This window comes from Alkalibacterium psychrotolerans (genome assembly GCF_054784355.1).
In genome coordinates, this window is the sequence record NZ_BAAGPH010000029.1 from 25,686 (window position 1) to 38,128 (window position 12,443).

Annotated in this window: 13 protein-coding genes; 10 read left to right on the plus strand and 3 right to left on the minus strand. The window is 43.6% G+C overall.

Annotation, left to right across the window (positions count from 1 at the left end):
• Positions 1-596: 596 nt before the first annotated feature.
• Both ACYVLS_RS04960 and ACYVLS_RS04965 read left to right on the plus strand, forming a co-directional pair.
• Positions 597-1,976: a Glu/Leu/Phe/Val family dehydrogenase gene (locus ACYVLS_RS04960; RefSeq protein ID WP_460321923.1), complete on the plus strand. Its 1,380-nt coding sequence runs from the start codon at positions 597-599 to the stop codon at positions 1,974-1,976.
• A gap of 15 nt (positions 1,977-1,991) precedes the next feature.
• The gene (locus tag ACYVLS_RS04965) at positions 1,992-2,726 is read left to right on the plus strand and encodes an NAD-dependent epimerase/dehydratase family protein (RefSeq protein WP_460321925.1); all 735 of its coding nucleotides are present in this window, start codon (positions 1,992-1,994) and stop codon (positions 2,724-2,726) included.
• Between the two features lie 49 nt (positions 2,727-2,775).
• Here the strand turns inward: ACYVLS_RS04965 and ACYVLS_RS04970 are convergent, their stop codons facing one another.
• Positions 2,776-3,291 carry a methylated-DNA--[protein]-cysteine S-methyltransferase gene (locus tag ACYVLS_RS04970; RefSeq protein WP_460321928.1) on the minus strand — a complete coding sequence of 172 codons (516 nt, stop codon included), beginning with the start codon at positions 3,289-3,291 and terminating at the stop codon, positions 2,776-2,778.
• Positions 3,292-3,428: 137 nt separating this feature from the next.
• On the minus strand, positions 3,429-4,070 hold the full coding sequence (locus tag ACYVLS_RS04975) for a deoxynucleoside kinase (protein ID WP_460321930.1): 642 nt from the start codon (positions 4,068-4,070) through the stop codon (positions 3,429-3,431).
• A 385-nt stretch (positions 4,071-4,455) separates the two neighbouring features.
• Between ACYVLS_RS04975 and ACYVLS_RS04980 the strand changes: the two genes are divergently transcribed.
• On the plus strand, positions 4,456-4,878 hold the full coding sequence (locus ACYVLS_RS04980; protein WP_460321932.1) for a cupin domain-containing protein: 423 nt from the start codon (positions 4,456-4,458) through the stop codon (positions 4,876-4,878).
• Between the two features lie 48 nt (positions 4,879-4,926).
• Here ACYVLS_RS04980 and ACYVLS_RS04985 read toward each other — a convergent pair whose 3' ends face one another.
• Complete coding sequence (locus ACYVLS_RS04985) at positions 4,927-5,679, minus strand: sulfite exporter TauE/SafE family protein (RefSeq protein WP_460321934.1); 753 nt, start codon at positions 5,677-5,679, stop codon at positions 4,927-4,929.
• Positions 5,680-5,815: 136 nt separating this feature from the next.
• Between ACYVLS_RS04985 and ACYVLS_RS04990 the strand changes: the two genes are divergently transcribed.
• The 7 genes from ACYVLS_RS04990 to ACYVLS_RS05020 all read left to right on the plus strand — a co-directional run bounded on the left by ACYVLS_RS04990 (position 5,816) and on the right by ACYVLS_RS05020 (position 12,053).
• Positions 5,816-6,523, plus strand: a complete 708-nt coding sequence (locus ACYVLS_RS04990; RefSeq protein ID WP_460321936.1) for a Crp/Fnr family transcriptional regulator — start codon at positions 5,816-5,818, stop codon at positions 6,521-6,523.
• Positions 6,524-6,678: 155 nt separating this feature from the next.
• Positions 6,679-6,912 (plus strand): heavy-metal-associated domain-containing protein, encoded by a 234-nt coding sequence (locus ACYVLS_RS04995; protein WP_460321938.1) that lies wholly within the window; start codon positions 6,679-6,681, stop codon positions 6,910-6,912.
• Between the two features lie 23 nt (positions 6,913-6,935).
• Entirely contained in the window at positions 6,936-7,238 is a 303-nt protein-coding gene (locus tag ACYVLS_RS05000; RefSeq protein WP_460321940.1) for an iron-sulfur cluster repair di-iron protein, ric, read from the plus strand.
• A 349-nt stretch (positions 7,239-7,587) separates the two neighbouring features.
• Positions 7,588-9,480: a heavy metal translocating P-type ATPase gene (locus tag ACYVLS_RS05005; RefSeq protein ID WP_460321942.1), complete on the plus strand. Its 1,893-nt coding sequence runs from the start codon at positions 7,588-7,590 to the stop codon at positions 9,478-9,480.
• Positions 9,481-10,021: 541 nt separating this feature from the next.
• On the plus strand, positions 10,022-10,660 hold the full coding sequence (locus ACYVLS_RS05010) for a hypothetical protein (protein WP_460321944.1): 639 nt from the start codon (positions 10,022-10,024) through the stop codon (positions 10,658-10,660).
• An 8-nt stretch (positions 10,661-10,668) separates the two neighbouring features.
• Positions 10,669-11,382 carry a cytochrome c biogenesis CcdA family protein gene (locus ACYVLS_RS05015; RefSeq protein ID WP_460321984.1) on the plus strand — a complete coding sequence of 238 codons (714 nt, stop codon included), beginning with the start codon at positions 10,669-10,671 and terminating at the stop codon, positions 11,380-11,382.
• A gap of 20 nt (positions 11,383-11,402) precedes the next feature.
• Positions 11,403-12,053 (plus strand): TlpA family protein disulfide reductase, encoded by a 651-nt coding sequence (locus tag ACYVLS_RS05020; RefSeq protein WP_460321947.1) that lies wholly within the window; start codon positions 11,403-11,405, stop codon positions 12,051-12,053.
• The last annotated feature ends 390 nt before the right edge of the window (positions 12,054-12,443 follow it).

Below are 12,443 nucleotides of genomic sequence, written 5' to 3' on the forward strand. Positions count from 1 at the left end.
GAGAGGTTTTTCGTATTATTTGAAAAAATGAATCCTGTTCGGCAGACTCAGCGAAGGATTTCGGTGAGTCTGCTTAAGTAGGGGTCGGTTGGGGATGGTCGTTTAGCTAATCGTCCTGAGTTAACCGAAGAAGCCTGTTGTTTGGTACACTCAAGAAGGAAAAGGTTTGGGCATGCCAAACCTTACCTCATTTGGGTTAACCCAAACCTCAAAATATTTGAGTTAACCGAAGTACAGACAAGTATGGCAGACTCCACGAGGTAGACCCTTTGACTTTACCCAAGGACACACGTCTTTGGTAAACCGGGCATAATGTTCCGTTTGAGTTAACCGAAGAAGCTCCATCTTAGGCAAACTCAACTGCCTGAGAGCAGAAAACAGGTCGAAGAGACACATAATTTGCTTTTAAACTAGCTGGCTAAAAGATAAGAAGGATATTTTTCTGCCGAAAAATACAAGCATGAGATAAAAACACATCGCTTAGTGTCTTCAGAAAGAAAAAATTTATCTAGCAGTCGCAATCTGTTTCTTTATTATGATACAATGATAAAGGAGTAATGAGAGTGTTCTCATAAATAGATATGGAGGAATTTTTTATGACAGAAAATACCACGACACAGTTGATTCAGGAAGTCGTTGACCACGTTGTCGATGAAGATAAAGAAGCTTTAAAAAAATGGGGAGACAAGCGTGACCAGCTTGTTCAGATGGGTGGCGACCAGTTGAAAGGCATCGATAAAGTCATTTCAAGTGACTTGCGCATCATTAAAGATGACGGGTCCATCGGTACTTATCCGGCATTCCGTGTGCAGCACAACAATGCCTGCGGTTACTATAAGGGCGGCATCCGATTCAGTACAGGCGTCAATCAGGATGAGGTTAAAACGCTGGCGATGCTGATGACGCTGAAAAATGCCTTACATGATTTACCTTATGGTGGCGGAAAAGGCGGCGTACATATTGATGTCCGCAAGCATTCCAAAAGAGAACTCAAAGAAGTCAGCAAAGCCTTTGTACGCATGCTGCAGAATCAGATTGGGCCGTACAAAGATATTCCGGCACCGGATGTGGGGACTGGCGAGCAGATGATGGACTGGATGACAGAAGAATTCAAGCAGCTTCATCCAAATCAGCCATTTATCAATACCTTTACTGGTAAAAGCATTGCCAACGGCGGAACGAAAGGGCGTTCAGAGTCCACGGGTATTGGTACATTCTTGAGCTACTACTATCTGGTGGAAGCGGTCATGAATGGCAGTCTGTCAGTCAAGGATAAACACGCTGACAAAATCGACGCGTTAAAAGAAATTGGTGAAAAAGAAGATGTGAAAGTTGCTGTTCAAGGATTTGGTAATCTCAGCCGGGCAGCAGCCATCGAAGCCGCGAACAGCGAGAAGAAACATACGGTGATAGCTGTATCGGATAGCCGCTCAACGGTTTATAATGAAAGTGGACTGGATGTTGAAAAACTGGCGCCATTTAAAGAAGACAATGATCGTCTGCCGAATGAAGAAGAATTAAAGGAAATGGGTCTGGAAGGGGAAGTCCTTGATCCGAATGCCGTTCTGACACTCGACTGTGACGTCCTGATTTTGGGTGCTATTGAAGACCAGATTACTGCTGACAACCAGAAAGACATTAAAGCGACAGTCTTAGTTGAAGGAGCAAACGGCCCAATCAATCAGGAAGCCGATAGTTACCTTGAATCTGAAGGGAAAATCATTATTCCAGATGTCCTCGCGAATGCCGGTGGCGTAACGGTGTCTTACCTTGAGTGGGTTCAGGGCTTTACCAATGATGCAAAATCAAAAGAAGTTATTTTAAATGATATGAGTGACCGCATGCAGAATGTCAGCTACCGCGTCTATAATGCGTACTTCTCTTCTGAAAGTGACGTGACGATGCGTTTCTTATGCTACAAACTGGCCTTCCTGCGAGTGATTGATTTGATGAAACGTTCTGGAAAAATTATGTAAACAGGAGACGTTCATATGAAAAAACTTTTATTAACCGGTACAGCCGGTCGAATCGGATCACGTTTAATAGAAGAATTAATCCATGATTATGACCTGACGCTAGCAGAAAAAGACGTGTCGGCATTGAAGGAATGGAAAGATAAGGGGTGCCAACTAAGAGCATGCGATATCACTCATTTCGAAGAGTGTCTGGAGGTTTGTGAGGGAATGGATACGGTCATTCACCTGGCTGGCAACCCTTCACCCACTGCGGACTACGAGGAAGTGAAATCGGTCAATATGGACGGGACCTATCACATGATGCAGGCTGCCTCGGATCAGAGGTGCAAGCGTCTGATTTTCGCCAGCAGTATTCACACCGTCAAAGCCTACCCCAAAGATGAACAAGTTAAAACGGACAGCCCATTAAGACCACTGGATATTTACGGGGTAAGCAAGGCTTTTGGGGAAGCGATGGGCAACTACTTTGCCTATCAGAAAGGTCTGGAAGTCATAGCCATCCGAATTGGCGGACACCGTTCGATTGAAATGATGACGGAAAGAGGAGAGCAGCCGGACAGCTATCAGCGCAGTTCCTACCTCAGTGTCCGTGATATGAACCAGCTGATTAAATGCTGTGTTGAAACAGAACTGGACCGACCTTTTGAAATAGTACACGGCATTTCAAACAACACTTTCAAGTTTCTCGATTTATCCGATACGAAGAAAAAGATGGGCTATCAGCCGGAAGATAATGGTTTTGATTTATGAGAGGCTTTCCAAAGTTGAAGTGAAAATAAAAAAAGAAAAAGCCGTGCTGTCAGTTGGAATGAGTGTTCTCCAGTTTCAGCAGGGCTTTTTTCATGTCCAGTCCACCGCGAAAGGCTCTGGGCTTTCCTGTTTTGGGAACGACTCTGTGACAGGGCTGGATGATTAGCAGGGGATTTTTTCCTACCGCAGACCCCACCGATCGGGCAGCTTTTGGAGATAATCCGCTGCGCTCAGCCAGTTCACCATAAGTGACCGTCTGTCCATAAGGGATGGTCGCCAGGTTGTTCCACACGTTTTTCTGAAAAGGCGTGCCATACTGAACTACCGGCAGCTTAAGATTAGTTACTTCACCGGCTAAATATGACTGAAAGGCAGCAGCATAGGGCTTCAATGCCTCTTCGTCATAGACAGCCCTGGAGTGCGGAATAGTGGCGGCAATCCAACTCAGGCATTCCTCTTTTGAAGGAGGCATGGAGCCGACAAAACACAAGCCCTCCTCAGTGGCGGCAATATAAAAAGACCAGTTCTGATAAGTGCTGAGTGAGTATGCAACAATTGTTTCCATCATTCATTTCCTTTCTGAGCAAAGCGTTCATCCGATCATGTATAGAAAAACCGCAGTCTACATCCACGAGAATTGTTGTCTCTGACTCTTAGAGAGAACACTTGCATGGACAGTCTGCGGTCATTAACTGCTGTATTTTAAACTTCCTGCGTCTGCTTTAAAGCCTGCTTAACTTTATGCATGACTAAGGCTTGGTCTCCCGGACGTTCCAAGTTGATTTCATCGATATCAATGACTAAGGTCGGGCTCTTGTCGTAAGAAGCAAACCAGTCATCGTAGCGGCCATGAAGTTTTTCATAGTAAGCCATCAATTCAGGGTTGTCTTCTACCTGTTCAAATGGACGCCCACGTTTCTGGATACGCTCCAGATGGGTTTCAAGTGAGCCTCTTAAGTAAATCAATAGGTCAGGACCCTTTTTCGGCATACCTTCGATTTCTTCCATCATGTTATCCAGCAGATCAGTGTATAAAGACATTTCTGCTTCGCTCATGTTTCCCTGTTCGTAGTTGATGCGTGTGAATAAGGCATCTTCATAAATTGAACGGTCAAGGACATTGTGGCGGTGAACTAACGCTTGTTTGATGCTTCTAAAACGCGTGTTTAAAAAGAAAATTTGTAATGAAAACGCCCAGCGTTTTGGATTGTCGTAAAACTTCTCCAAAATGGCATTGTCTTTAACTTGCTCATAAAAGGCTTCACTTCTTAATTCTTCTGAGATTAGAGTGGTATACGTACTTTTACCAGCTCCAATCATCCCTGCTAAAACTATCACAGACATTGGGTCTCCTTCCAACTCATTCATTATTTTTCGTCTTTTCTATCATACCATAGAAACCACTTGGTAAAAATAACGACTTTAGAGAGCGGCCAATCAGTCTGAAATTATGTGACTATCTGCCTTATTTTAGAGAAATACATACTAACAGACAATAATTGATGCAGATCAATTTGTTTAAAATGCGTATTATTTATAATGACTATAATCGGAAAGGTATTGAACAATCTGTTTATTGTAGTTATTCTAATCTGGTTGGTATTCTTCTTTTTAGCTTAACGACTGATTTAAAAGGTTTTTTTATAAGAAGAGTGTTAATAGTTGATTTACACTTGCGACATGCTATTCTTGGATTATAATGAGTTTAAATAAATGAGGAGGAAAGGCAATGGAAATAGATTACAAAGATCACGGCAAGAAACCGTATATTATCAATATCGAGAAGGCGACAGTGGATAACAGTAATTACCGGACGACCATCTGGACGGGTGAAAAGCTTCAGGTCACCGTGATGGCAATAGAGCCAGGAGACGACATTGGTCTGGAAGTTCATGAAGGCATAGATCAGTTTATCCGTATTGAAGAAGGTCAGGGCGTCTGCAAGATGGGGCCTTCTAAGGATAACTTGAACGTTGAAGAAAAAGTTGCAGATGATGATGCTGTTTTTGTACCGGCTGATATGTGGCATAACATCGAAAATACTGGTGACAAGCCGCTTAAACTTTATACCATTTATGCCGGACCAGACCATGTGGAAGGCACCGTTCATCCGACTCATGAAGATGCGGAAAATGACCCGAACGAACATTAAATAAAGAAAAAGTTCCCAGGACATTAATCCGGGAACTTTTTTAATGCGTTAAACCAGGGTATTGAACAATGTAGAGAGCCCGAGCAGGAAAATAAGCCAGAGGACATATTTTCTAAAGCGTTCGGTATCGATTTTTGAATACAGGAAATTGCCAATCAAAATAGCGAGTACAATAACCGGCAAGGCAAAAAGGTAGTAGATGCCCAGTTCCCGAGACCAGAAGCCACTGAGGAAGTGACTGAAGATTATCATCGAGCTTGAAATGAAAAAATGAGCCTGTAGGTTATCTTTAAAGGCATTCGGCGCCCAGTTTCGCATGGTACCGTAAAGCACAATGGGGATGCCATTCATGTTGTAGGCACTTCCCAGCATGCCGGATAAAAAGCCGAAAGGAAGGGTCGGAGACTTTTTCTGAAAGCGGACGTACATGCGGGCCAGGCTTTGTGGAGAACTGAACAGGGCATAGATCGCATACACCAGTAAGAGTGATCCTAAAGTAAGGTTAACCCAGTAGGAAGCAACGAACTGTACAAGAAAGAGCCCGAAAGGAATACCAATAAGTGTTGAAAGAGACAGCCATTTTAAAATGGACTTGTCCAAATGCTTCCAGCTGGAAAAAACCGACAGAAGAGCCACTGTAAAGCCGACCAGACCGACCAGTGCAACGGCATCGGAAAAAGGAATGGAGAGCAAGGCTAAAAGCGGCATGCTGACTACCGAATCGCCGAAGCCAAAAGTTGACCGCATCAAAGAACCGAGAAAGACAGCCCCGACAACCAGTATAATGATGGAACTATCCATGTAAGAATCCTCCTGAAAAACTGAAATTGACTGCCATCAATTTTAATATGCTATGATGGTGGTAGAATAAGCATAACATAATTATTTACCGAGTAGAGGTTGAGCAAATGACTTTGTAAATAGAGGAGATGAGCTTGTGGAATATAAAGAGCCTAGACAAAATCAGTCCTGCAATCACTCAGATAAAGCCTGCGTCTCACTTGTTCCAATTTTTAATCATCTGGATACGGAACAAATGAATGAAGTCATGGAAACTGTCGAGTCGAAAGCATACGATAAAGGTGAATTAGTCTATCAGGCCGGTGAGCCGTCAAATGTTCTGACAATCGTTAACAGAGGCAGTCTGCGCATTTACAGGCTCTCGGAAACTGGCAAGGAACAGCTCGTCCGAGTGTTGAAACCTGGAGACTTTACCGGCGAACTGGCCTTGTTTAACGAAACAGAGCACGAACACTTTGCTGAAGCGATGCAGCCGACATCAATCTGTCAAATTAAACGGGAGGATCTGCAGTCCCTTCTGGTCAAATACCCGACTATTTCATTGAAGATACTTCAGGAATTATCAAGTCGTCTGGATCAGAGCGAGCAGCAGGTGACACGCTTTACAACCGAATCAACAGAACAGCGCCTGGCCTTGTATCTGGCTGATTTATCCATCCAGGCTGATGACCATCACATTGTGAAGCTGCCCTTAGCTAAAAAGGATTTGGCATCCTATATTGGCACAACTCCAGAAACGGTCAGCCGAAAACTGCTGGATCTCGAAGAAAAACAGCTGATTAAACGTCTGAGTGGCTCGCGTATTCAACTGCTTGATGAAGACGGCCTGCTTTTTTTAGATTAATAATGAGAGTCCAATTGTCTTGCCTCCGCCCACTCCTTGGGTTGGGGCGTTTTTTGTAGACTTTCAGGCAGTCTTGATGGGCGTCAATTTTTATCTACTTTAAATGAGCTACAGTAGGGATAGAGATAAGAAGAATCGTAAAGGAGAGGAATAACATGAATAAAGCAGTTTTGACATTGGAAACATTATCGTGCCCGAGTTGTATGCAGAAAATTGAACAGGCATTAAAAGGCATAGAAGGTGTCCAGAATGACACGATAAAGGTTCTCTTTAATTCAAGCAAGGCGAAAGCAGTCTTCGATTCCAGTCAGACATCGATAGAAATAATTGAAAAAGTAATCGAAGATCTCGGCTACCCTGTGATCAAATCAACAGTAAAACCGGCATGAATGAAAATGAAGGAGAGACTACAGTGACACTATTTAATGACTTGGCAGAAAGTTACACGCCAAAACTGGAACTCTATACGCTCCCTGTGACCCGTGCGCATGGCAAAAGGCATCCGGAAGTCTTTGCCGTTCATGAGCTGTTTCAGGAACTGAATGAAATGCGGAAAGAATCTGTAGCGTTAAATGCAGAGTATGGTCGGATATTCAAAGAGCTTCGTGAAGTAACAAAGAACTACTCTATACCAGCAGATGCCTGTGAAACTTACGAAGCCGTATATGTGATGCTTCAGGAAATGGATGAGGCGCATCAGCAGCAGAAAAACTGAACAGCTATTTGAGCATGAAAAGCCCAGTCTTTTCATGCTCTTAATTTTACCCACCGTTCCTTTTAGTTTTTGCAGGGACAGATAGTCAGTGTGTAAAAGAGGCAAATTCTGGCGCGCCAGAATTATCCTTACTAAATAGCTTTTGTCGGTGATTATCTCAACTCATGAAAGCAGAGATGACTCAGTTGGCCTAAAAACTCTAGATAAGCCCAACCCAAAAATAAAGAGGCGAATGAGTTAGTGTAATCTAGAGATATTAAGATGATGAATTGACTTCAGTCAATTCTTTCCTCCTTCAAACCTTATAGACTAAATGTAGATAACAATTGAGATTATAGGAGGAGAAATTATGCAGAACTTAATTTTAAGTAGTAAAAAAACCATTACGTTCATTAGTGGGCTACTGATTATTGTAGGCTTCTTCAGTCGGTTCGCGTTAGGCAACCTGACGATGTTTGAAGGCAGCCTCATCATTGCTTCGGTAATCGGCATCCTACCGATTTCCATACAGGCCTACCAGGCTATGAAAGTTAAAGTAATCAGCATTGATGTACTGGTAACCATAGCTGTCATTGGGGCCTTTCTGATTCAGAACTTTGAAGAGTCGGCGATTGTCACGTTTCTGTTTCTGTTCGGCCATTTTTTGGAGCAGCGGACATTGAATCAGACCCGTTCGGCCATTAAAGAACTGACTGAAATGGCTCCTGAAAGTGCTTTGGTACAGACGGATGCAGGAGAGTTTGAACAAAGGGACATTGATGAAGTCGAAGAAGGTGACATCCTGCTGGTGAAAACAGGTGCGAAGATTCCTGTGGATGGGACGGTTTTAACCGGTGGTGGGCACATTAATGAGGCCAGCATAACCGGCGAGTCCGTGCCTGTTAACAAAGAGGTGGGGACGACGGTCTTTGCCGGCACGATTCTCGAGAATGGCACCCTTCAGATGCGGGCAGACCGGGTGGGAGAAGACACGACTTTTGGAAAAATAATTGAATTAGTTGAAGAAGCGCAGGATTCCAAATCAGAAGCGGAGCGTTTTATTGACCGCTTTTCAAAATATTATACCCCTGCCGTCCTCGTATTATCCCTTATTGTCTGGCTCGTGAGTCAGAACGTGGAACTGGCCATTACTATTCTGGTCCTCGGTTGTCCGGGAGCGCTTGTTATTGGTGTGCCGGTTTCAAACGTAGCGGGAATTGGGAATGGCGCCAGAAATGGCGTGCTGTTAAAAGGAAGTGAAGTCATACATGACTTTAGTCGGGTCGATACGATTGTGTTTGATAAAACAGGTACATTAACTGCTGGAAATCCAACTGTAGCAGAAGTAGAAGTGTATGCGGATGAGAGAAACAAGGCATTCAGTTATCTGTTAAGTGTCGAAAAGGAATCGGATCATCCTTTGGCTAAAGCCGTAGCGGACTATTTGAAAGGCGAGGATAGTTATTTTGTGGAAGAAACAGAAGTAGTTAAAGGTGGCGGTATAACGGCAATGGTCGAGGGTCACCAGATAGCGATTGGAAATGTCAGCCTGATGGCAAAAGAAGGCGTTAAACTGGATGAGAACGTGTTAGAAGATGTGCGTCGGTTTGAACATAACGGAAACTCACTTATTTTAACGGCTATTGATAAAAAAGTGGCCATTCTGATGGGCATTCGCGACCAGGTTCGAACCGGAGTGAAAGAGAATCTTGATGAGCTGAAGCGCTTGGGCGTTAAACGCTTAGTCGTTCTGTCGGGTGATAACCAGGGAACGGTGGATAAGGTTGCCGGGGATCTACAATTGACGGAAGCACACGGTCATATGCTACCGGAGGACAAATCGGCTTATATCAAAAAGCTGCAAGATGAAGGTCAGATTGTTGCCTTTGTCGGTGATGGAGTCAATGATAGCCCCTCCCTCGCATTAGCTGATATAGGGATAGCTATGGGCAGCGGAACAGACGTCGCCATCGAAACCTCCGATGTTGTTCTGATGAATTCAGACTTCAGCTATCTGCCGCACGCTCTAGGATTGACAAAAGCAACCGCAGCCAATATGGTTCAGAACATTGTGATAGCAGTAGGAGTCGTGCTGTTTCTGCTAGCCGGTGTATTTTTCAGTGACTGGATGAACATGTCTATCGGTATGCTGGTTCATGAAGCCAGTATTCTCGTTGTCATCTTTAACGGAATGCGACTATTGAAATACCGTTCACGAAAAAAGGGAAGCCCCTCAAAAACCTTAAAAGTGAAACCAGCGTGATTAGCAGTTAAATAAAAAAAGGTTCGAGCACTCTTTAGCTGCTCGAACCTTTTTTTATCAAATCTATTTTTTTCCAAGGCAGTTACAGCTTCTCCCTACCGGTATGCTTACTCTTTTTTGTGGTGTAAAGATAGGACTCCACACCAGTCACAAGTAGCAGCGCAGCTATGACCGCATAACCCCCCTACGTGCTCGCCAAAAAAGGAAATGGTAATTGCTGGAATCATTATGATGAGAAACAGTCTCCAAAATTTGAGCATCATAAATTTTACGCTCCTTCTTAATAATCATAATCTGACTAAGTAATTAGGTTTATAAAAGCAACCTAACAGAAAAATAAGGATACTGTCAAAGGTCATCAAATTCTTTCCCTAAATAATAGAGCCTTCTAAAAAGCCTAGCCGGTCACAAAGGCTTCATACTTTTACAACTGTTTATTCGAATGTGAACGGTTGACGTCAGCCACGAAAATATGTAAGATGATATAGAGATAACCCCCAGGGGTATATTTAACTATTGAAAGTCATAGGGAGTCGTTAGCTTGAATACTATAATTGCAAATCCAATGTTCAGTTCCATCGTGGTTCTGATAGTCGGTAGTCTTGTGTGGCTAGGACTGGCTGATGGCGGAATGAAGGAAAAGAAAGCATTACTGTCTATTTTTATGGATATGGTGTTCTACTTTGTCATCCTGCTTTTCGCTTTTAATGCTGTTCTGAATTTAAGTGAAATAATCCAAGTACCTTATAGGGTATTACTGTTTTCATCCAATATCGTCTGGCTGGCTACTGCTTCAGTTGGTATGTACGGCGTAATTAAATATGGCAAACAACTCTGGGAGAAACCTGATCAGACAAAGAGCGTGAGTGTACTGTTTCTAATCATCGGGCTGGTCAATCATCTTTATGTCTATTTCCTGTATTCGTCACCGTATTCACTAAGGTTTATCGGCTTGTTCGCTGTCACGCTGATATTAATCAGTTTCACGCGCATTCATACAAAAGTGAACCCGTTGCTGACTTTTCTGGCATTTGGACTGCTGCATGCGCTACTGATGGGAAGCCGGGCCATTATCTACTTTAACTTTACATTCAATGCCTTACCGTTGATCGCTTTATTCATCATACTTAGCGGAGGACTATTTTATCAGAGGAGGACGAGCTTATCACAACCGAAATAACTGCCTTGATGGCACTGGCTGCTGGAGCTTTGTCATTTCTCTCACCGTGCACACTGCCGCTTTTGCCCCTGTACTTATCGTATATTACCGGTAAAAGTGTAAAAGAGGTCAAAGAAAATAATTCGAAAGCATTTAAAAAGAGTGTGATGATTCATTCCATCTTTTTCCTGATTGGGGTGTCGACCGTATATGTCAGTTTAGGTTTGAGTATTACTTATCTAGGTGAATTTTTCACCTCATTGATGACCGGTTCAACTAGCGTATTTCTGCAAAGAATAGCGGGACTGCTCATTGTCGTAATGGGACTGGCTACAGCTGAGTGGCTGCATATTCCGGCTCTTTTGAAAGATACCCGAAAGATGAACGAGAAAAAATCAACCAGTTTACTGTCCAGTTTTTTCATTGGGCTGGGCTTCGCAGCTGGATGGACCCCGTGTATCGGTCCAATTTTCTCATCAATCTTACTGATAGGCATATCTACCGGCTCACCACCGGCCATTTACTTGACGCTTTACATTATCGGTTTTGCGCTGCCGTTTCTGCTGGTCTCATTTTTCATCGGGAAAATGGATGCCATTATGAAGCACAGCCGTAAATTGATGAAGGTTGGGGGCATATTGATGATTGTCATGGGCATTCTGCTGTTTACAGGTGCTCTTGAATCCTTATCGGAAACACTGGCTCAATGGCTGCAGGGAACACCGTTTGAATTATTAGGATAACTACATGAGGAGTTTTAATTATGGTAAAAAAAGGAATGTGGGCACTGATAGCCTTAGTGCTGGCTTTTGTCGTCTATGATTTTGTCTCGGGATTAAACCGCGAACAGCAAGTTCGTGAACAGGCAGGCATCCAGGTTCAGGAAGAGTTTGAAGACGAATCGGTTGATCTGACGGATGAAGAACTGGAAGCACGGCTTGACGAGCTGGAGAGTGATGTAATCAATACAACATCAGAAGCCGGTGTCGAATACGGCTTGCGTGCCGGAAATACTGCCTACGATTTCCAGCTGGAAGATATGGATGGCAACACGGTCAACCTGTCGGACTTTAGAGGTCAGAAAGTTTTCCTGAATTTCTGGGCCAGCTGGTGTCCGCCTTGCCGAGTGGAAATGCCGCATCTGCAGGAGTTTCATGAAGAAAATGACGATGTAGTCGTTTTAGGTGTGAACGTCATGTCTTCCGAAAGCAACTCGGAAAATGCCGGTAATTTTGTGGATGAGCTGGGACTGACTTTCCCAAACGTCTACGGCGTGGACGAAGTGGTTGATCTGTTTCTAGTCGAATCACTCCCGACTTCTTATTTCATTGGCAGTGATGGCACAGTCTACGAACGTGTCGTAGGACCGGTGACTAAAGACATTCTGGAAGCACGTTTCTCACTGATTGATTAACAAAACGAAGAGTATTCAACCTTCTTTCTTCACGGAAAGAAGGTTTTTTGTCGTCTTTATAAGGAAACGAGGTGTGTTCGGTAGACTGGTGGATACAGAGTTCTTGAGTAAGCCGAAGAGAGGGTTGGTTCAGCAAAGTGGGACTGGCTAACCTGGTGAGAATACCGAAGTAGGGGTCACTTGAGCAAAGTGGAAACTCACCCTGAGCTGAGTTAACCGAAAAAATCAATATACGGTAAACTCATGAGCTATACCAGTATGAGATTACCGAAGATAAGAGAACTTCGGTAAGGTGGGGAATGAGGTCTCTTGGAGCTTACCGAAGAGGTGGTCAGTTCGGTAAAGTGGAACCGAAGCACCAGTTGAGCTGACCGAAATAAAAGGAACTTG